We start from the raw sequence: 20835 nt of genomic DNA, 5'->3' as shown, positions 1-20835 counted from the left end.
CCCCGACCGATGCTGCTCGTGAGCGGCGCCCCAGCCTTCACCGGCCGGGGCGCCGCTCACGTACTTCATGACTTCAGGCCCTCGTACGTCACCCCGGTGAGCTGCTCGGAGGCAGCCCAAAGGCGTTCCCCGGCACGGTCGTTGAGCGTCCAGGAAGCCCGCCAGGACTTGGCGGGCGAGCCGCGCCAGCCCAGGAAGGACGGCCCGACGAACGCGTCGGGCCGTACGTCCGGTGCGGTGGCCGCGTACAGCGTGGGCAGGGCGCCCGCCTCGGCGGACTGGGCGAAGACCCGGTTGCCGAACTCCATGAACCGCTCGGCACCCTTGCGGCCCTGCATCCTCGGCGCGGCCGTCTGCAGGTTGGTGGCGGCGTACCCGGGGTGCGCGGCAGCGACCACGACACCGGAGCCGACCGCGGCCAGCCTGCGCGCCAGCTCGTGCGTGAAGAGCAGGTTGGCCGTCTTGGAACGCCCGTACGCGGTCCAACGCCGGTAACCGCGCTCGCTGTTGAGGTCGTCGATGTCGATGTTGCCGAGCGCGTGGGCACCGCTGGAGAGGTTCACGATCCGGGCGCCGGGCGTGCCGAGCAGGGTCGGGAACAGCAGCCCGGTGAGCGCGAAGTGCCCGAGGTGGTTGACCCCGAACTGTGTCTCGAACCCGTCCGCCGTCGTGCCGTAGGGCAGTGCCATCACGCCCGCGTTGTTGACGAGGAGATCGAGCCGCTCGTACGGAAGCTCGTCCGCGAACTCCCTTACGGAGCCCAGGTCTCCGAGGTCGAGCGGCCAGAACTCTGCGATGGCGTCCGGCACTTCGGCCAGCAGTCGCCCGACCGCCTCGTTCCCGCGCGCCTCGCTCCGGCACGCGAGCACCACCCGCGCCCCCTTGCGTGCCAACTCCCGCGCGGTGACGTACCCGAGACCGCTGTTGGCCCCGGTGACGACGGCGATGCGACCGCTCTGGTCGGGGATGTCCTGCGTGTTCCAGCCCGGCATGTTCGGGTTACCTCCATGAGCGACGAGTCCGGCGGTTCCGGCGGACACGGGTACGCGTCCGGACGCGTACCCGGGTACGTGTCCGGATCCGGATACGCGTCCCAGACTGCGCCGGATCGGCCCCCATGGCCAGTTCCAGGCTCCGCATCCGCACGTCAGGGCTTGCGGCCCACTCCACAGTAGGCGTCGACGGACGCGGCGGGACCGGCCGGGCCCCGGAGGTCGGGGCGCCACTCGGGTACCTGGACCACGCCCGGCTCCACCAGGTCGAGGCCGTCGAAGAAGGCGGCGATCTCCGCGACGCTCCGCACGTAGTACGGCACGGCGCCGCTCGCGTTGTAGGCCTCCGACGCGGCGATCATGCCCTCGCTGGTGGCGGTGGAGTCGCTGACCACCAGATGGCTGCCCGACGGCAGGCCCGCCATCAGCCGGCTCACCAGGTCACGCGCCTGGTCATGGTCGGCGACATGGCCGAGCGTGTTGAGGATCATCAGGGCGACCGGCCGGGAGAGGTCGAGGGTGTCGGCCGCCGCTTCGAGGATGGTCTCGGGGGCGTACAGATCGGCGTTCAGATAGACGGTCCGGCCCTCGGGGGTGCTGCCGAGCAGGGCGTCCGCGTGGGCCAGCACGACGGGGTCGTTGTCGACGTACACGATCCGGGCGTCCGGGGCGGCGCGCTGCGCGACCTCGTGGGTGTTGTCGGCGGTCGGCAGCCCGGTGCCGACGTCCAGGAACTGGCGTACGCCCTGCTCGTCGGCCAGGTAGCGGACGGCGCGTCCCAGGAAGTGCCGGCTGGTGACGGCGACATCGACGAGACCGGGGAAGATCCCCTTGATCTGGTCCCCGATCTCACGGTCGACCTCGTAGTTGTCCTTGCCGCCGACGAAGTAGTTCCAGAAGCGTGCCGAGTGCGGCTTGGAGGTGTCGATGTGCGCCCGCGCCCGTGCGCCGGTGCCGGTGCCGGTGTTGACCGAGGGAGTCGGGTTGACCGAGGGAGTCGGGTCGTCGTCTAACACGGAAGAGCCTCCTGTGGCGTGACGGTGATCATCAGGCACCAACGTAGGTGAACTCGTTTTCTCCGCAACGGAGTTGTGAAGATCCGCGCCCACGCACCGCAGGGTTCCGGCCATCCGGCGCCGACTGCTCGTAGGCATGCGCGTCGGGGTCAGTCGCCACCGGTAGGGCCCGGATACTCCATGTGGGAGAGCCACGCCGTCAGCAGCGTTTCGAGCGCCGAGGCCTCGGCGCTCGGCAGGAGATCCAGCAGCCGCCGCTCGTTGCGCATGTGGTCGGTGAACGCCCGGTCGATGAGTTCCCGTCCGGGTCCGGTGAGGGCGACGATCCGGCCCCGCTGGTCGTCGTCGGACCGGCGGCGGGTGACGAGTCCGGCCTGCTCCAGGCGATCGACTCTCTTCGTCATCGCGCCGGTGGTGACCATGGTGTGCGCGGCGAGTTCACCGGGTGCCCGTTCGTACGGCTCGCCCGCGCGCCGCAGGGCACACAGGACGTCGAACTCCCCCTCGCTCAGGCCGTAGCGGCCGTAGACGAGGCGGAGTTCCTCGCTGAGACGGTCCGCCAGACGGTGCAGCCGACCGATCACTCCCTGTGGCGTGATGTCGACGTCGGGCCGTTCGCGGCGCCACTCGTCCTGGATGCGCGCTACGCGGTCCATCCCCTGCCGGTCTCCCACTTCTCCCACTCCTCCCCCGTCTCCCATGACTCTTACGACGTACATATTAGCTTCCCTGGAAGCTATAGTATCTTCCATGGAAGCTAACGCACGCTGGGTGGCGCTGACCGCCGTCGCGCCGGTGGCCTGGGGAGCCAACTACTTCGTCACCCGCGAGTTCCTCCCGATGGATCACCCGCTGTACGGGGCCGCCCTGCGGGCGCTGCCCGCCGGACTGGCCCTGCTGGCCCTGCGCAGGCGCCGACCCCGGGGTGCCTGGTGGTGGCGGTCCGCCGTGCTGGGTCTGGTCAACGTGAGCGTGTTCTTCGTCCTCGTCTACGTCTCCTCCAAGCTGCTGCCGACGAGCGTCGCCTCGACCGTCATGGCGGTGTCCCCGCTGACGATGATGTTCGTCGCATGGCCCCTGGTGTCCGAGCGGCCCCGGCCCGCGCACCTGGCCGGGGCGGTGATAGGGCTCGCGGGCGTGTGCCTCATGCTGCTCGCGGGGGCAGGAGCGACAAGCGTGCCGGGAATCCTCGCCGCGGCGGCGGCCGTACTCGTATCGTCCTTCGGTCACATCCTGACCAAGCGGTGGACCGGCGACGCCGACATGATCGCCACGACCGCCTGGCAGCTCACCGCCGGAGGTCTGCTCCTGCTGCCGGTCGCCGTAGTCATGGAGGGCGCTCCGCCCGCGCTCCCCCCACCCACACTCCTCGCCTTCTGCTACGTCGCCCTGGTGGCCACCGCTCTGGCCTTCACCGTCTGGTTCACCGGACTGCGACATCTGCCCGCAGGCACCGTGGGGCTGATCGGACTCCTCAACCCGGTCACGGGCGTGCTGTTCGGCACGGCGCTCGCCGGAGAAGTACTGACGATCCAGCAACTGTGCGGACTGGCCCTGGTGCTGGCGGGCGTCACCCTCGGACGCCCCAGGCGTGCCGACGCACACGTGGACCGAGGCACCGACCGACGTTCCGACCGACATGTCGACAATCCAGCACCCGACCGTCTCGCGGCACGGCAACGAACGACCGCCAAGGCTACATCGCGCGTACATGACAATTCCATTCCGCCGCCCTAAGGTCCCAGACGTCACCGCACGCCACGCCACCCCCCTTTGGACCCTTGGAGCGAGAGTGGACGCACACAACGCGCACATGGAACGCCGTACTCTTCTGCGCGCCGCCGTCATCGGCGGCTCGGCGGCCGTCTTCGGCGGCACCCTGTGGCGCGGCGCCGCCCACGCGGCCCCCGCCCAGCCGGGCACCGGCCCGTACGGAGCCCTCGCCGCGCCCGACGCCAACGGCATCAGACTCCCCGCCGGCTTCACCAGCCGGGTCGTCGCCCGCTCGGGCCAGACGGTCACCGGAACGTCGTACACCTGGCACAACGCCCCTGACGGCGGGGCCTGTTACGCCGACGGCACAGGCTGGATCTACGTCTCCAACTCGGAGATCAACCCGTCGGGCGGCGCGAGCGCGGTCAGGTTCTCGTCGACGGGCGCCATCACCTCCGCGTACCGCATCCTGTCGGGCACGCGCCAGAACTGCGCGGGCGGACGGACCCCCTGGAACACCTGGCTGTCCTGCGAGGAGGTGTCACTGGGGTACGTCTACGAGACGGACCCGTGGGGCACGAACGCGGCGACACAGCGCCCGGCGATGGGCCGCTTCAAGCACGAGGCGGCGGCAGCGGACCCGGTCCGCAAGGTCGTCTACCTGACGGAGGACGAGACGAACGGCCGCCTCTACCGCTTCGTTCCCACGACCTGGGGCGACCTGTCGGCCGGCACTCTCCAGGTCCTGGTGGCCGGCACGGCGACCTCGGGCTCGTACACCTGGACGACGATCCCCGACCCGGACGGCTCCCCGACGACCACGCGCACCCAGGTCTCCGGCTCCAAGTCCTTCAACGGCGGCGAGGGTTGCTACTACGCCGACGACAAGGTCTGGTTCACCACCAAGGGCGACAACAGGGTCTGGCAGCTCAACCTGCTGACGAACACCTACGAGTTGGCGTACGACGACTCCCTCGTCACGTCGGGCACGGCCCCGCTGACCGGCGTCGACAACATCACCGGCACACCCTCCGGCGACCTGTTCGTGGCGGAGGACGGCGGCAACATGGAGATCTGCCTGATCACTCCGGACGACCTGGTCGCCCCGTTCCTGCGCATCGACGGCCAGTCGGCCTCGGAGATCACGGGCCCGGCGTTCTCACCCAACGGCAGCCGCCTGTACTTCTCCAGCCAGCGCGGCACGAGCGGCAGCTCCTCGGGCGGGATCACGTACGAGGTGACAGGCCCGTTCCGCTCGTAAGCACCGCCCCTGTACACCCCGCCCGTACTGCGCACCGGCGTCGATGTCAGTGGTGCGCAGTACGTTGCGGTCATGGGCGTATACCTGGTCGATGTCGGTGCGGAGGACTGGTTCGGTGAGAACGAGGACGAGGACGAGGGTGGGCATGCGGAGATCGCCGCGGGCCTGAACGCGGAACTGGTACGACGCGGTCTGCCCCGGTACGACTCCGTACCCGCGGCAGCGGAATTCGTACGCGGCTCGGGCCGGTCCTTCGAGGAGAAACTGGTCCCGTCCATGAACAGCTTCCTCACGCTGTGCGGGGCGCACCTCTCGGACGCGGAGACGGATCTGCTCTGCGGCTGGAACGTACTGGTGCCGGTGTCCCTGGACGAGGAGATCGAGTTGCCGGTCGAGTCCTCGTACTCCGACTCGACGGTGATCGTGGGCGCCCCGCAAGTCCTGGCGATCGCCGAGAAGTTGGCGACGGCGGTCGAACTTCCGCCCGAGACCCCGGAGATGTGCGACAACCTGGACCTGACCAGCTGGTTCCTGGACGGGACAGCGGAGAAACTGACGGCGACCCGACCGGGGCCGTGGGGGGAGGATCTGAACGCCGCCTTCTATGTCGCCCTGTACCTGCGCGCGGCCCAGCACTCGCTCAGACGGGGGTGCCCGATGGTGTACTCCTGACGGTCCGCTCCTTGGCCGGCGCTGTGCTCACCGTGAAGCCTTCCGCCACTCCGTGCTACTACTCGTCGCCCGTGACCGCGTCCCAGATCGCCAGGGGGGTCCCGGTTGCGGTCGCGACCTGCAGAACGTGGCATCCCATGAGCTGAACGGCAGCGAGCAGGCGTTGGCGAACCTGTTCCGTGTCTTCGAGTGGGTAGTCCACCCGGTCACGGCAGGTCACGCAGTACGAGCGCTTCGGCGAAGGGGCTGCCGGTCCGCCGCGCGTACGCCACCCGCTCGCGTACCTCGCGCAGGGTACGAGGCCGGTAGCCGGGTCCGCCGCAGCAGCTCTTGTGGAAGCGCACGCCCGCGTTCAACAGCACCGAGAGTGTCCGCCACGCCTCGGTGTCCCGCCGTCGGGGCGCAGCGAAGGCCGACCCCACATGGATCAGCCGTTCCGCACATCGCGGGCAGATCCGCCGTTGATCTCCGTTGTGAGACTGGCACCACCCCACGAGGAGATCGACGTCGAATCCGCCAAGCCGACCTTCCAGCGCAGCCCGCAGACCAAGCGTCGCTCATTCCAGATAAGTACTTCGCGTACTTGACGTACTTAGTCGCACAAGGCAGGCTGATCCCACGAGGGTCGGCAGGAGGTCACCATGTCCGCAGTGCATTTTGAGAGCTATACCGAAGCGCGTACGCACCTGAAAGAGCTTCTTGACGCCGCAGATGAGGGGCGGGTCGCGACCGTTCGTCGAGCCACCGGGTGTGCTGCGGTCGTCGACGTCGAGCGACTGCGTCGGTATCTGTTCTCAGTGTGTTCGTCCAAGGCTGAGGTCATCGCGGAGGCGGGCGGCTGGTCCATCTTCATCCCCGGCCTCCCGGTCGCGGCTGACGGAGCGACCTTCGACGACGCCGTGAACGAGATGGTCGACGCCCTGCGGGAGTACGCCGACGACTGGCAGGAGCGGTTGCGACTGGCTCCCAATCATCAGGACAACTGGGGACTGGTGCAGTTGATCGTCTTGAGCGATGACCGTCAGCTGGCGGACTGGCTGGTGGGAGTGCAGCGGTGAGCCGACCACAACCGGACCGTGAGCGCCATGAACGGTTCTGTGTCGTCGAGGACTGGAAGCGAGTCCGGGAGGCTCGTGGGCGCACTGGCACGCATCACGTCACCTACGAGTTGACGCTGTACGACGGACGGGTCCTGAGGACCCGTATCTCGCACCCTGTCGATCGCACGGTCTACGGCGCCGCGCTGTGGAGCCACATCCTTCGTGATCAGCTGATCGTCACCGACACCGAGTTCTGGGACTGCGTCCTTGACGCAAAGCTCCCCGACCGGGGAGCCCCCTCCGCGCCCAAGGAGTCGCTGCCGGCGGATCTGGCCTATCTCCTGATCCACCGTGTGGGTCTCTCGGAGGGCGCGGTGGCCGAGCTGACCAAGGATGAGGCGGTGGCCCGTCTTCAGCGGTACTGGACGGACGGCACATAACCCACCTGCGGCGGCCAACCCCCTCTGCCAGGATGCCGACATGGGGAACACCATCGCGTGGCCGGTGTTGCGGACCACGGACCTGTCCGAGGCGTTGAACCTCGCGGAGAAACTGCTGTCCGTCGCCTCCTGGCACGATCCGGGCGGTTGCTACTTGGACGCCTGGGCATACGACGACGATGTCCTGCGGCAGCTGACGGAAGCCCTGCCGGATGTAAATGTCAGTTGGTACGGAAAGGGTGACATCGGTTTTCCCGCGAGCCTGAGCGTGAGGGCCGGCACGTTCGCCCAAGCGTCCGAAGCCCTCGGAGTCTGGGCGGGCATCAGCAGATGTTACGTGCTCTGGCACAACATGAAGTGGCCGGCTGTGCCTGAACTCGGGCTGGACGTGGAGTACAAGTACGCCGAGTTGCAGGTCGCGTCCAACAGCCACACCATCCATTGCGAGGAGTGGGCCGCCGAGCACACCGTTTTCGTCCATGCGCGCCCCGGGGACGACGAGCGGCCCGCCTGGTTGGCGGCACAGGTCGGCTCGCGGGTTGTCGGGCCCGCCGAGTTCGGGTGGTAGGGCGACAGGCGTACGGATCGCGCATCGGCCATCGGCCATCGGTATGAGCACGGACAGCGAGAAGGCGGCACTCCCCGCACAGGGGTGCCGCCTTCTCTCGTGCTCCGGAACCGCTGCCGTGTCGCTGAGGGTCGGGGTGACAGGGCGGCGGTTCCGGCGTCTTCGGGGCTCCTTGGAGCCCTCTGGTGGCTCTACTGGCCTCTACCGGTGATCGCTCCCCGTCGACGACGAAGCCGCCCGCCCCGCCTCCAGCCTCGCCACCGGGATCCGGAACGGTGAGCAGCTGACGTAGTCCAGGCCCACCTCGTGGAAGAAGTGGACCGACTCCGGGTCGCCGCCGTGTTCGCCGCACACGCCCAGTTTCAGGTCGGGGCGGGTCGCGCGGCCCGCCTCGACCGCCAGCTTGACCAGCGCGCCGACGCCGTCCCGGTCGATCGTCTCGAACGGGGATACGCCGAAGATGCCCTTCTCCAGGTACGCCGTGAAGAACGAGGCCTCCACGTCGTCCCGGCTGAAGCCCCACACCGTCTGCGTCAGGTCGTTCGTGCCGAAGCTGAAGAACTCCGCCGCCTCGGCGATCTGGCCGGCCGTGAGCGCGGCCCGCGGCAGCTCGATCATCGTGCCGATGGCGAGCTTCAACTGCAGGCCTGTCGCCGCCTCGACCTCGGCGATGACCTGGTCGGCCTCCTCGCGCACGATCTCCAGCTCCTGGACGGTGCCCACCAGCGGGATCATGATCTCGGCGCGCGGGTCGGCCTTGGCGTTCTTGCGCTCGGCAACCGCCTCCGCGATCGCCCGTACCTGCATCGTGAACAGGCCGGGGATCACCAGGCCCAGCCGTACGCCGCGCAGGCCCAGCATCGGGTTCTGCTCGTGCAGCCGGTGTACCGCCTGGAGCAGGCGCAGGTCGTTCTCGTGCGGGTCCTTGCGGGACTCGGCGAGGGCCACCCGTACCGACAACTCCGTGATGTCCGGGAGGAACTCGTGCAGCGGGGGGTCGAGGAGACGGACCGTCACCGGGAGGCCGTCCATCGCCGAGAACAGCTCCACGAAGTCCTGCTTCTGGAGCGGGAGAAGCGCCTTCAGGGACTCCTCGCGCTCGGCGTCCGTGTCCGCCAGGATCAGGCGTTCCACCAGCTCGCGCCGGTCGCCGAGGAACATGTGCTCCGTACGGCACAGGCCGATGCCCTGCGCGCCGAACCGCCGCGCCCGCATCGCGTCCTCGGCGTTGTCCGCGTTGGCCCGGACACGCAGGCGACGCTTCCGGTCCGCGAAGGCCATGATCCGGTGGACCGCCTCGACCAGTTCGTCGGCGTCGTTGGCGCCCGCGTGCATCCGGCCCTCGAAGTACTCCACCACCGGGGACGGGACCACCGGAACCTCGCCCAGGTAGACCTTGCCGGACGACCCGTCGATCGAGATCAGGTCGCCCTCCTCCACCACATGTCCGCCGGGGACCGTCATCCGGCGGCGCTTGGTGTCGACCTCAAGCTCCTCCGCGCCGCACACGCACGTCTTGCCCATGCCGCGCGCCACGACGGCCGCGTGGGACGTCTTGCCGCCACGGCTGGTCAGAATGCCCTCGGCCGCGATCATGCCGTCGAGGTCGTCGGGGTTGGTCTCCCGGCGGACCAGGATGACCTTCTCGCCCGAACGCGACCACTTCACCGCGGTGTACGAGTCGAACACCGCCTTGCCGACCGCCGCCCCCGGCGACGCCGCGATGCCCCGGCCGACCTGCTTGACCTTCGCCTCGTCGTCGAAGCGCGGGAACATCAGCTGGGCCAACTGGGCGCCGGTGACGCGCTGCAGCGCCTCCGCCTCGTCGATGAGGCCCTGGTCGACGAGCTGTGTGGCGATGCGGAAGGCCGCGCCCGCCGTGCGCTTGCCGACGCGCGTCTGGAGCATCCACAACTGGCCGCGCTCGATGGTGAACTCGATGTCGCAGAGATCCTTGTAGTGGTTCTCCAGGGTCCCCATGATCTGCATCAGCTGGTCGTACGACTTCTTGTCGATCTGCTCCAGCTCCGCGAGCGGGACCGTGTTGCGGATGCCCGCCACGACGTCCTCGCCCTGCGCGTTCTGCAGGTAGTCGCCGTACACGCCCGCGTGGCCGCTGGCCGGGTCGCGGGTGAACGCGACGCCCGTGCCCGAGTCGGGACCCAGGTTGCCGAAGACCATCGAACAGATGTTGACCGCCGTGCCGAGGTCGCCCGGGATGCGTTCCTGGCGGCGGTAGAGCTTCGCGCGGTCCGTGTTCCAGGAGTCGAAGACCGCGTGGATCGCGAGGTCCATCTGCTCGCGCGCGTCCTGCGGGAAGTCGCGACCCGCCTCGGTCTTGACGATCTTCTTGAACTTGGTGACCAGCTTCTTGAGGTCCGCGGCCTCCAACTCCGTGTCGACCGCGACCTTCTTGGCCGTCTTCGCCGCGTCCAGCGCGTCCTCGAACAGCTCGCCCTCGACGCCGAGAACCGTCTTGCCGAACATCTGGATGAGGCGGCGGTACGAGTCCCACGCGAAGCGCTCGTCGCCGGACTGCCTGGCGAGGCCCTGGACCGACTTGTCGGAGAGGCCGATGTTCAGCACCGTGTCCATCATGCCGGGCATCGAGAACTTCGCCCCGGAACGGACGGACACGAGGAGGGGGTCGTCGGCCTGGCCGAGCTTCTTGCCCATCGCCGCTTCGAGGGCCGCGAGGTGCGCGCTCACCTCGTCACGCAGTGCCGCCGGCTCGTCGCCGCTGTCGAGGTAGGTCTTGCACGCCTCGGTGGTGATCGTGAAGCCCGGAGGCACCGGAAGGCCCAGGTTGGTCATCTCGGCGAGGTTGGCGCCTTTGCCGCCGAGAAGGTCCTTGAGGTCCCTGTTGCCCTCGGTGAAGTCGTAAACGAACTTCACGTCCTCAACACTGTTGGCCGGCCGAGCTACGTGGGGATCTTTGTTTTCCGACACGGGTCCCAACTCCTTGAGGACGCGGTGGCTGCCCTGACGGCCAGGAACATACCCAGATCGAAGGCGTCTGGGTACGTCCACTTGCGCGTCATGTGCCTGTAACCAGCCGTCAGCCAGTAGATCCAAAGTCACAGCTCGCAAGCTGCGCGAGCGGCGTGTTTTCACTTCTTGAAGGCAACCATGGCCTCATGTGCATTTTGTCGCTCAAGTGAGCAGATCGCGACACGTCTGAGTTCTGTCGATGAACGATCAAAGGGTGGCACTCAGTGCCACCCTTTGAGAAGTGCAGTCGTCCGCGATCCGCTCATCTGAGCGCAACCCCTATCAAGGGTGGCGAGAATCACGCACTCACGGGCACCGGAATTTCACCATGCGGACGCCGACAAGAGAGGGAAACACCCTCGTCACAAGGTCACACCCCGAGCGCCGTCAACCGCTCCTCCACCCGCTCCGGCGCGTACAGGTGCTCCACGACCATCGCCCCGGCCCCCACCAGCCCCGCCCGCTCCCCCAGCCTCGACGTCACCACGTCCAGATGAGCGGTCGAGCGCGGCAGCGCCCGTTGGTACAGCAGTTCCCGTACGCCGGTCAGGAACGGCGTGCCGGCCAGGTCGCCCGCGATCATCAGCACGCCGGGGTTGAGCAGCGTCACCACCGTCGCCAGTACGTCCCCCACGCTCCGGCCCGCCTCCCGCGCGAGCGCGAGCGCCCCCGGGTGCCCGGCGGCGAGCAGATCCCGTACGTCCGAGCCCGACGCCGCCGGCACCCCGGTCTCGGCGAGCCGGCGGGCGACGGCGCCACCGCTCGCGATGGCCGCCAGGCAGCCGTACGACCCGCACCGGCACAGCGCCTCGGCGCCCTGCGGGACACGGATGTGCCCGATGTCCCCGGCGCCGCCGTCGATGCCCCGGAACACCGAACCGCCGACCACCACGCCGGCGCCGATGCCCGTCGAGACCTTGACCAGGACGAACGCCGAGCAGCCGGGATAGGCGGTGCGCTGTTCGCCGTACGCCATGAGGTTGGCGTCGTTGTCGACCAGTACCGGGACCCTCGCGGCGCCCGGCTCGTCCGTGTGTTCGGCGAAGGCGCGGGCCAGCCGGGCCCTTATGTCGTAGCCGTCCCAGCCGGGCATGATCGGCGGCTGGACGACGCGGCCGGTGTCCATGTCGACCGGGCCCGGTACCGCGAGGCCGATGCCGCAGACCTCGGACGGGCGGTGGCCGGCCTTCGTCAGGAGCTCCGCGAACCAGCGGCCGAGTTCGCCGAGTACGGCTTCGGGACCGTCGTCCACGGCCAGCGTGCCCGAGTGCTCCGCGAGAAGTTCACCCGTGAGGGTGAGAACGGCGGCGCGGGCATGACGGGTGTCGAGGTCCGCGGCGAGGACCACGGCGTGGGCGTCGTCGAACTCCAGGGTGATCGACGGGCGACCGCCCAGCGGTGAGTCGACCGGGCCCGACGCGCCCTCGCGCAGCCAGCCCGCGCGGAACAGCCGGTCCAGCCGGTGTCCGACCGTCGCGCGTGAGAGACCCGTCACCTGTTGCAGGGCACCGCGAGTCGTGGCGCGTCCGCTGCGTACCAGTTCGAGCAGATCGCCGGCGCTCGCCTGAGCACGACCACTCATGCGCACCCCCTTGTGTTTCTCAAGCCTGCATTACATATTGAGTTATGCGTGTTAAATAGACGTAACTCTAAGGTGGCGCGACCGAACCGGTCGGGCCGAACGTGTCGGGGAGCCCCGAGTGGATCGCACTGCCCAGCTGACCTCCCGTGCCCGCATCACGGGGCACTCCTTCGTATACGAAGCGGACGTTACGACACATGCCCCGCATGCCCTGCACATCAGGGCCGCCGAGGTACTGGAGGGCAACTGGACCGGCACCTCGACGGTGCCCTCGCGCGGCCTGTATCCGCACCAGTGGTCCTGGGACTCCGCGTTCATCGCGATCGGCCTGCGTCATCTGTCGCCCCTGCGCGCGCAGACGGAGCTGGAGACGCTGCTCTCCGCCCAGTGGGGCGACGGGCGGATCCCGCACATCGTCTTCAACCCCTCCGTCCCGCTCGACGCGTACTTCCCGAGCCCCGACTTCTGGCGCTCCTCGACCGCGGGGCGCGCTGCGGGCGCCCCGCGCACCGTACAGACGTCCGGCATCGTGCAGCCACCGGTGCACGCGCTGGCCGTCTGGCTGGTGCACCAGGCCGACCCCGGGCTGTCCCGGTCGCGCGGCTTCCTCGCCCGCGCCTACCCGGCACTCGCCGCCTGGCACCGCTATCTGCTGCACCGCCGCGACCTGGGCGGGGGCGGCCTCGCGTCGGTCGTGCACCCCTGGGAACAGGGTATGGACAACAGCCCTTGCTGGGACGCCCCGCTCAGCCGCGTCACCCCGGCTCCGGCCCGCTCCTTCCGCCGCGCCGACCTCGACCACGGAGCCGCCGAGGACCGGCCGACCGACCTGGACTACGGGCGGTACGTGCGACTGGCCACGGACTACCGGGACGCCGGATACGCGGACGGTACCGGTGAGTTCGCCGTCGAGGACCCCTCCTTCAACGCGCTGCTGATCGCGTCGGAGCACGCGCTGGCCCGTATCGCCCGCGAGCTGGGCGCGACGGGGACGGCCCGGCACGCCCGCGCGGAACGCCTGACGGCGGCCCTGGTGGAGCGGCTGTGGGACCCGGCGGAGGGCATGTTCTTCTGCCGGGATGTGCGGGACGGTGCTCTCATCCCCGAACGCAGCGTCTCCGGGCTGATCCCGCTTCTCCTGCCCACGCTCCCCCGGGACATCGCCGACACCCTCGTGCGTACCGCGCGCGGGCCGCACTTCGAGGTCGGCGGCGCCGCCCGTCTCGTGCCGTCCTACGACCTGCTCGGCGAGGCCTTCGACCCGCACCGCTACTGGCGGGGGCCGGCCTGGTTCAACACAGGGTGGCTGGTGGAGCGCGGGCTGCGGCAGCACGGGGAGCGGGCGCACGCCGAGTCGCTGCGCACGGCGCTGCTGGAGACCGCCGACGCGACGGAGTTCGCGGAGTACGTGGACCCGTACACCGGCGAGGCCTGTGGGGCGCTCGGCTTCGGCTGGACCGCCGCGCTCACCCTCGACCTGCTCCACCAACAGCCCTTCGGCGACAGCGACATCAACACCGTATTCGGCACGAGTGGCATGAGTGACGTAAGTGGCATGAGTGGCATGGATGACAAGGGAGGCGAACGGGCATGACGGACCGGCATCATCTGCTCGTGCACGGCGGGACGTTCGCGGCAGTGGGCGACGGCGGGGACATCAGCGGCGTACGCGGGAGCAACCAGCCCGACGGGTTGTTCGTACGCGACGCACGGCACTTGAGCCGCTGGCAGCTCACCGTCGACGGCGCCGTGCCCGAGACGCTCAGCCCGGTCGCCGACGGGGACACCGCGCGCTGTGTCCTCGTACCGCGCGGGGGCCGTCAGGAGCCGCCCGCCTACACGCTCTTCCGTGAACAGGCCGTCACGGACGGCGCGTTCGTCGAGGCGCTGCGGGTGACCAGCAACCGTCCGGTGCCGGTGACGGTCCGGATCGCGGTCACCGCCGACGCCGACTTCACCGACCAGTTCGAGCTGCGCTCCGACTACCGGACGTACGTCAAGTCCGGCGCCGTCCGTAAACGTGAAGTCCTGGACGACGGCGTCGAGTTCAGCTACCGGCGCGGTGAGTGGCTGTCCTGTACGACGGTCACCGCCGAGCCCGCCCCCGACGGCGTCGAGGAGACCGGCACCGGCGCCCGGCGCCTCGTCTGGACCCTGGACCTGGAACCGCACGGTTCGGCGGAACTGGCGTTGCGCGTCGCCGCCCGCCCGCACGGCGCGGCCAAGGAGCCGCTGGTCCCCGCCTCCCCCACTGCCGCCAATGACCAACTCCTCGCTCTGGAGGGGGAGTTCGTCGAGGGCGTCGCCTTCCCCACCGGCTGGCCCGAGCTGGCGGCGGCCTGTGCACGCGGTCTCTCCGACCTCGCGTCGATGCAGGTCCCCGCGACCGGACCCGACGGTGAGGAGCTGCGCGTACCGGCCGCCGGCGCACCCTGGTTCCTCACCCTCCTCGGCCGCGACGCACTCCTCACCTCACTCTTCGCCCTCCCCTACCGCCCCCAACTCGCCGCCGCCACCCTCCCGGCGCTCGCCGCGACCCAGGCGACCGAGGTCGGCCCCGACTCCGTGGCCCAGCCGGGCAAGATCGTGCACGAGGTACGGCACGGCGAACTGGCGCACTTCGGGCAGGTGCCGTACGGCCGTTACTACGGCTCGGTCGACGCGACACCACTGTTCCTGGTGCTCCTCGGGGCGTACGTCGAGCAGACCGGCGACACGGCCCTGGCGCGCCGCCTCGAAGCCAACGCCCGTGCGGCGATCGGCTGGATGCTGGACCACGGGGGCCTGACGTCCCGTGGCTATCTGGTCTACCGGGCCGACCAGGGCGGCCTCGCCAACCAGAACTGGAAGGACTCCCCCGGCGCCATCTGCTCGGCCGACGGCACCCGCGCAAGCGGCCCGGTGATGGCGGCGGGGGCCCAGGGCTACGCGTACGACGCCCTGCGCCGTACCGCCCAGCTCTCCCGCACGGTATGGGGCGACGAGGTGTACGCCGCTCTCCTCGAACAGGCGGCGGCCGACCTCAGGGACCGTTTCCAGCGGGACTTCTGGATGCCCCAGCACTCCTTCCCGGCCCTCGCGCTCGACGGCGAGGGCAAACAGGTCGACGCGCTGGCCTCGGACGCGGGCCATCTGCTCTGGTCGGGGCTGCTCGACAAGGAGTACGGCGAGAAGGTCGGCCGGCGCCTGGTCGAACCGGACTTCTTCTCCGGCTGGGGCGTACGGACGCTGGCGTCGGGCCAGGCCGCCTACCATCCCCTCTCCTACCACCGGGGCTCGGTCTGGCCCCACGACAACGCCCTGATCACGCTGGGCCTCGCCCGGTACGGCCTGCACGACGAGGCCCGTACGGTCGCCCACGCACTCGTCGACGCGGCGACCGCCACCGGCCACCGCCTCCCCGAGGTCCTCGCCGGTTACGGCCGCGACACCCACGGCGAACCGGTGCCCTACCCGCACGCGTGCGTACGGGAGTCCCGGTCGGCGGCGGCCCCGTTGGCGCTGCTCACGGCGGTCGGGGGCGCCTGAGGGGACGTGCGACGACGTGTGTGGCCGGTCGGGCTTGGTGAGGCGTTTGCCGGGTGTTTGCCGGGTGCTTGGGCGCGAAGGCTGAACGGAGGCTGAGGGCCCGCCGTACGGGATGGTGGCGGACCTCGGCTCCCGCGCCGGGTCCGCCGCTTCCTGCACGGCTTCACACGGAAGGACCTCCGGGGTGCCTCAGTTCACTCGTACCAACCCATCGACGGACGCCACCCCCGAGGGACCTTCCGAGGTGCCTTCGGCTCAGCCGGTCGCTGAAGCAACCGATGCCGCCGATACGGCGGTTGAGGAGCCGGAGGCAACGGCGACGGCTGAACCGGCGGCGGAGGCGGAGGCGGAGGCGGCGGCGGCGGCCGAGAAGCCGGCCAAGACCGCCGTAGAACCCGGCAAGGTCGCCGACGAGCCGGACACGACCGCCGAAGCGCCCGACAAGGCCACCGCAGAGGCCACCGAGGCCACCGAGGCCACCGAGGCCACCGAGGCCACCGAGGCCACCGAGGCCACCGAGGCCACCGAGGCCACCGAGGCCGAGCAGACAGCTCCCAAGGCCGACTGGCGCACCCGGCGCCCCATCGCCGCCCGTAACCTCGGCTGGGCGGCGACCGCCCTCTCCGCGCTTCTCGTTCTCGTCGCGCTGCAGATGCCGAACACCTTCGGCAACCTGCGGATCACGGAGTTCCTCCGGCTCCCGGCCGAGGCGATCGTCGGAGCCGTCGTGCTGCTGGCGATGCCGCGCCGGCCGCGCGTGATCACGGCGGCGTGCATCGGTGTCTTCCTCGGTGCGGTCACCGTGGTGAACCTGCTGGACATGGGGTTCGTCGAGTTCCTCGGCCGGCACTTCAACGTGCTGCTCGACTGGACGCTGCTGAGCGACGCGCAGTCGTACCTCACCGACTCCTTCGGCGCGGTGGGGTCGATCGCGGCCACCATCGGGGTGATCGTGCTCGTGCTGTTCCTGCTCGTCGGGACGGCCCTCGCGACCGTGCGGCTCAGCGATCAGCTGGCCCGCCACAACGCCGTCGCCACCAAGGGCGCGCTCATCGCCGGCACCGTCTGGATCACCTGCATGTCCCTCGGCCTCACGGTCGGCGGGGTGCCGATCGCGTCGGACCACACCGCCGGGGTCGTCAAGGTGCACGCGCGGCGGGTGAGCGACACCCTGCACGACGAGGCGGAGTTCAAGGAGCTGGCGAAGAACGACCCGTTCGCGAAGACGCCCGGTGACCAGCTGGTGCCGGACCTGCGCGGCAAGGACGTCATCTTCACGTTCATCGAGAGCTACGGCCGCAGCGCGATCGAGGACCCGATCATGTCGCCCGGCGTCGACCGGACGCTCGCCGACCAGACCCAGGCCCTGACGAACGCCGGGTTCGCCGCGAAGAGCGGCTGGCTGACCTCGGCGACGTACGGCGGCAGCAGCTGGCTCGGCCACTCCACGTTCCTGTCGGGCCTGTGGATCAACAACCAGCAGCGTTACCGCACCCTCGTCAACAGCGACCGCCTCACCCTCCCCGAGGTGTTCCGGCGCACCGGCGACTGGCGGACGGTCGGCGTGATGCCGGGCGTGCAGAAGAGCTGGCCGGAGGCGAAGTTCTACGGCCTGGAGAAGAACTACGCGGCGAAGGATCTCGGTTACAAGGGACCGAAGTTCAGCTGGTCGACCATGCCGGACCAGTACACGCTGGAGGCCTACCAGCGCCTGGAGCACGGCAGGAAGCAGGCCAAGCCGCTGATGTCGGAGATCATCCTGACGTCGAGCCACCAGCCCTGGGCGCCGCTTCCCAAGACCGTCCCGCAGGACGAGCTCGGCGACGGCACGGTGTTCGACGCGATCCAGAAGGCCGGCAAGGACCCGAAGGACGTCCTCTACAACGGCCCCGAGGCCAAGGCGGAGTACGGCAAGTCGATCCAGTACTCGGTCACCAGCCTCATCGACTGGCTGACCCGGTACGGCACCGACAACACCGTCCTCGTCTTCCTCGGCGACCACCAGCCCATGTCCCGGGTCAGCGGCAGCAACGCCAGCCGTGACGTGCCGGTGTCGGTCGTGGCCAAGGACCCGAAGATCCTGGACAAGATCGCCGACTGGAACTGGACGGACGGCCTGCGCCCCGCCCACAACGCCCCGGTCTGGAAGATGAGCGCGTTCCGCGACAAGTTCCTGACGGCATACGGCTCGACGCCGCATCCGTAAGCGGCACGGAACCCTTGTCCGGACCCGCAGTCGAAAGACTCAGCCCCCGGACGTGTCCAGTTCCGCGTCCTCACTCACGCCCGTGCAGTCGTACGGGTCCTTCAGCCAGCCGTCCGGCAGCACCACCCGGTTGTTGCCTGACGTACGGCCGCGGGGCCCGTCGGCGCCGAGCGGCCAGGGCTGGTCGAGGTCCAACTCGTCGAGTCCGGAACGGAGTTCGGCGAGCGACGAGGTGATCGCGAGGCGCTTGCGCATCTCGGAGCCGACCGCGAAGCCCTTCAAGTACCAGGCGACGTGCTTGCGGAAGTCGATGACCCCGCGCGGCTCGTCCCCGATCCACTCCCCGAGCAGGGTGGCGTGCCGGACCATGATGTCGGCAACCTCGCGGAGGGACGGGCGCGCGATGGCCTCCGTACGCCCCTCGAAGGCCGCCACCAGGTCCGCGAACAGCCACGGCCGCCCGAGGCACCCGCGCCCGACCACGACTCCGTCGCACCCGGTCTCCCGGACCATCCGCAGCGCGTCCTCGGCCGACCAGATGTCGCCGTTGCCGAGTACGGGGATCTCCGGCACGTGCTCCTTGAGGCGGGCGATCGCGTCCCAGTCCGCCGTGCCGCCGTAGTGCTGGGCGGCGGTGCGGCCGTGCAGCGCGATGGCTGTCACGCCCTCCTCCACCGCGATCCGGCCGGCGTCGAGGTAGGTGATGTGGTCGTCGTCGATGCCCTTGCGCATCTTCATCGTGACGGGGATGTCCCCGGCGCCGGACACCGCCTCGCGCAGGATCGCGCGCAGCAGGTGCCGCTTGTACGGGAGGGCCGAGCCGCCGCCCTTCCTTGTCACCTTCGGGACGGGGCACCCGAAGTTGAGGTCGATGTGGTCGGCGCGGTCCTCCTCCGCGATCATGCGGACGGCCTTGCCGACGGTCGCCGGGTCGACGCCGTACAGCTGGATCGAGCGCGGCTTCTCGGTCGCGTCGAAGTGGATCAGCTGCATGGTCTTCTCGTTGCGTTCGACCAGCGCCCGGGTCGTGATCATCTCGCTGACGAACAGGCCCTTGCCGCCGCTGAACTCCCTGCACAGGGTACGGAAGGGCGCGTTGGTGATCCCGGCCATGGGTGCGAGGACGACGGGCGGCCGCACGGTGTGCGGGCCGATCCGGAGGAGGCTTGCTGGGGCGGTCACGGGCGTGGACATCGGGCCATTCTCGCGCACCGAACGGAGTACAGCCAAAGTCGTTAGTTAGGCGTACTATGGACCGCATGTCCGAGCTGAGTCCCCGCCGCCGCATGCTGGTGCTCGCGATCTGCTGCATGAGCCTGCTGATCGTGAGCCTCGACGTCACCGTCCTCAACGTCGCGCTGCCCTCCATGGAGAGGGACCTGGGCGCGAGCGTGGCCGGTATGCAGTGGGCGCTCGACGCGTACACGCTGGTGCTGGCTTCGCTGCTGATGCTGGCGGGCTCGACCGCCGACCGGATAGGCCGCCGCCGGGTCTTCCTGACCGGGCTGGTGCTGTTCACGCTCGGCTCGGTGCTCTGTTCGCTCGCCCCGAGCCTCGACTGGCTCATCGTGTTCCGCATGATCCAGGCGATCGGCGGCTCGATGCTCAACCCGGTCGCCATGTCGATCATCACCAACACCTTCACCGACCCGCGCGAACGGGCCCGGGCGATCGGGGTGTGGGGCGGGGTGGTCGGCATATCCATGGCCGCCGGCCCGATCATCGGCGGCCTGCTCGTGGACTCCGTAGGCTGGCGCTCGATCTTCTGGATCAACCTGCCGGTGGGCCTCGCCGCGCTCCTGCTGACCCTGCGGTACGTCCCCGAGTCCCGGGCGCCGAAGGCCCGCCGCCCGGACCCGGTCGGCCAGGTCCTGGTCATCGCGCTCCTCGGCTCGCTGACGTACGCGATCATCGAGGCGCCGGGTTCACCGGTCACGCACACGCTCGCCTTCGGGACGGTCTCCCTGGCCGCGCTGCTCGGGCTGCTGTACTACGAGCGTCGGCGCACCGAACCCCTCATCGACCTGCGGTTCTTCCGGTCGGTACCGTTCAGCGGGGCGACCGTGATCGCGGTCAGCGCGTTCGCGGCGCTGAGCGGGTTCCTGTTCCTGTCGACGCTGTACCTGCAGAACGTGCGGGGGCTGTCCGCGCTGGACGCGGGTCTGTGGATGCTGCCGATGGCGGTGATGTGCTTCGTGTGCGCGCCGATATCGGGGCGGCTGGTCGGCAGCCGGGGTCCGCGGTTCTCGCTCCTCATGGCAGGGGTCGCGATGACGGCGAGCGGGGTCCTGTTCGCCGGGTTCGACGCGGAGTCGTCGAACGTGACGCTGGTCATCGGGTACTTCGTGTTCGGTCTCGGCTTCGGCTTCGTCAACGCGCCCATCACCAACACGGCGGTCTCGGGCATGCCCCGCTCCCAGGCCGGGGTGGCCGCCGCGGTCGCCTCCACCAGCCGCCAGACCGGCGGCACGCTGGGCGTCGCGGTGATCGGCGCGGTGCTGGCGTCGGGCATCGGGGCGGGCCCGTACAAGGAGGTGTTCGCCGCCGCGGCGCGGCCCGGCTGGTGGATCATCGCGGGCTGCGGTCTGGCCGTACTGGTCCTGGGCGCCGTCACGACCGGCGGCTGGGCCCGGCGGACGGCGGAGCGGGCGGCCGACCGCCTGGCGGACGGAGAGGGCGCTTCGCGTGAAGGCGGGGGCGAGGGCGGGGATACGGGTGTGCGGGGCTCTGCGGGGGCGCGCACCGCGGGGTGAGTCGCGTTGGCCTCCGGCCCGGTGCGATGGAGAGCTCGGGGCAGGCGGTTCGCTTTCGGGTGCGGGTACGGGT

16 protein-coding genes and 1 pseudogene are annotated in these 20835 nt (G+C 69.8%); 10 read left to right on the top strand and 7 right to left on the bottom strand.

Annotation, left to right across the window (positions count from 1 at the left end; translation table 11 throughout):
• Positions 1-65 precede the first annotated feature (65 nt).
• The 3 genes from ACW4TU_RS31535 to ACW4TU_RS31525 form a co-directional block, all read right to left on the bottom strand.
• Positions 66-992 carry an oxidoreductase gene (locus ACW4TU_RS31535; protein ID WP_457418643.1) on the bottom strand — a complete coding sequence of 309 codons (927 nt, stop codon included), beginning with the start codon at positions 990-992 and terminating at the stop codon, positions 66-68.
• A gap of 155 nt (positions 993-1147) precedes the next feature.
• On the bottom strand, positions 1148-1921 hold the full coding sequence (locus ACW4TU_RS31530) for an SAM-dependent methyltransferase (protein WP_457430422.1): 774 nt from the start codon (positions 1919-1921) through the stop codon (positions 1148-1150).
• Positions 1922-2157: 236 nt separating this feature from the next.
• On the bottom strand, positions 2158-2664 hold the full coding sequence (locus ACW4TU_RS31525) for a MarR family winged helix-turn-helix transcriptional regulator (protein WP_457418641.1): 507 nt from the start codon (positions 2662-2664) through the stop codon (positions 2158-2160).
• Between the two features lie 94 nt (positions 2665-2758).
• On the opposite strand from ACW4TU_RS31525, the gene ACW4TU_RS31520 reads away from it, so the two are divergent.
• The 3 genes from ACW4TU_RS31520 to ACW4TU_RS31510 all read left to right on the top strand — a co-directional run bounded on the left by ACW4TU_RS31520 (position 2759) and on the right by ACW4TU_RS31510 (position 5654).
• Entirely contained in the window at positions 2759-3745 is a 987-nt protein-coding gene (locus ACW4TU_RS31520) for a DMT family transporter (protein ID WP_457418639.1), read from the top strand.
• A 76-nt stretch (positions 3746-3821) separates the two neighbouring features.
• Positions 3822-4982, top strand: a complete 1161-nt coding sequence (locus ACW4TU_RS31515) for an alkaline phosphatase PhoX (RefSeq protein ID WP_457418637.1) — start codon at positions 3822-3824, stop codon at positions 4980-4982.
• Positions 4983-5054: 72 nt separating this feature from the next.
• Positions 5055-5654, top strand: a complete 600-nt coding sequence (locus tag ACW4TU_RS31510) for a hypothetical protein (RefSeq protein ID WP_457418635.1) — start codon at positions 5055-5057, stop codon at positions 5652-5654.
• A gap of 206 nt (positions 5655-5860) precedes the next feature.
• Here ACW4TU_RS31510 and ACW4TU_RS31505 read toward each other — a convergent pair.
• Positions 5861-6115 (bottom strand): annotated as a pseudogene (locus ACW4TU_RS31505) (deoxyxylulose-5-phosphate synthase); the annotation flags it as partial.
• 180 nt (positions 6116-6295) lie between these two features.
• Here ACW4TU_RS31505 and ACW4TU_RS31500 point away from each other — a divergent pair.
• Genes ACW4TU_RS31500 through ACW4TU_RS31490 form a run of 3 tightly spaced genes read left to right on the top strand, consistent with a single transcriptional unit; the run spans position 6296 to position 7702 of the window.
• The gene (locus ACW4TU_RS31500; protein WP_457418633.1) at positions 6296-6712 is read left to right on the top strand and encodes a prevent-host-death protein; all 417 of its coding nucleotides are present in this window, start codon (positions 6296-6298) and stop codon (positions 6710-6712) included.
• Positions 6709-7134, top strand: coding sequence for a cytotoxic translational repressor of toxin-antitoxin stability system (locus tag ACW4TU_RS31495; protein ID WP_457418631.1), 426 nt, complete (start codon positions 6709-6711; stop codon positions 7132-7134). The genes ACW4TU_RS31500 and ACW4TU_RS31495 overlap by 4 nt, the downstream gene beginning before the upstream one ends.
• A 40-nt stretch (positions 7135-7174) precedes the next feature.
• Entirely contained in the window at positions 7175-7702 is a 528-nt protein-coding gene (locus ACW4TU_RS31490) for a hypothetical protein (RefSeq protein ID WP_457418629.1), read from the top strand.
• Between the two features lie 201 nt (positions 7703-7903).
• Here the strand turns inward: ACW4TU_RS31490 and ppdK are convergent, their stop codons facing one another.
• Positions 7904-10651 (bottom strand): pyruvate, phosphate dikinase, encoded by a 2748-nt coding sequence (gene ppdK / locus ACW4TU_RS31485; protein WP_457418627.1) that lies wholly within the window; start codon positions 10649-10651, stop codon positions 7904-7906.
• A 412-nt stretch (positions 10652-11063) separates the two neighbouring features.
• Positions 11064-12275, bottom strand: a complete 1212-nt coding sequence (locus tag ACW4TU_RS31480; RefSeq protein WP_457418625.1) for an ROK family protein — start codon at positions 12273-12275, stop codon at positions 11064-11066.
• Between the two features lie 118 nt (positions 12276-12393).
• Here ACW4TU_RS31480 and ACW4TU_RS31475 point away from each other — a divergent pair, with 118 nt between their 5' ends.
• From ACW4TU_RS31475 to ACW4TU_RS31465, 3 genes are all read left to right on the top strand, one after another.
• Positions 12394-13869 (top strand): amylo-alpha-1,6-glucosidase, encoded by a 1476-nt coding sequence (locus ACW4TU_RS31475; protein ID WP_457418623.1) that lies wholly within the window; start codon positions 12394-12396, stop codon positions 13867-13869.
• Positions 13866-15803, top strand: coding sequence for an amylo-alpha-1,6-glucosidase (locus ACW4TU_RS31470; RefSeq protein WP_457418621.1), 1938 nt, complete (start codon positions 13866-13868; stop codon positions 15801-15803). The genes ACW4TU_RS31475 and ACW4TU_RS31470 overlap by 4 nt, the downstream gene beginning before the upstream one ends.
• Before the next feature lie 244 nt (positions 15804-16047).
• A complete protein-coding gene (locus ACW4TU_RS31465; RefSeq protein WP_457418619.1) occupies positions 16048-18009 on the top strand; it encodes an alkaline phosphatase family protein in 1962 nt (653 codons plus the stop codon).
• Between the two features lie 39 nt (positions 18010-18048).
• On the opposite strand, the gene dusB is transcribed toward ACW4TU_RS31465, so the two are convergent.
• The gene (gene dusB / locus ACW4TU_RS31460; RefSeq protein ID WP_457418617.1) at positions 18049-19203 is read right to left on the bottom strand and encodes a tRNA dihydrouridine synthase DusB; all 1155 of its coding nucleotides are present in this window, start codon (positions 19201-19203) and stop codon (positions 18049-18051) included.
• A gap of 65 nt (positions 19204-19268) precedes the next feature.
• On the opposite strand from dusB, the gene ACW4TU_RS31455 reads away from it, so the two are divergent.
• Positions 19269-20762: an MFS transporter gene (locus ACW4TU_RS31455; RefSeq protein ID WP_457418615.1), complete on the top strand. Its 1494-nt coding sequence runs from the start codon at positions 19269-19271 to the stop codon at positions 20760-20762.
• The last annotated feature ends 73 nt before the right edge of the window (positions 20763-20835 follow it).

It is taken from the genome of Streptomyces kryoterrae, assembly GCF_054072135.1.
Note: the sequence above shows the minus strand (reverse complement) of the source record. Positions and strands in the feature narration are given on the sequence as shown.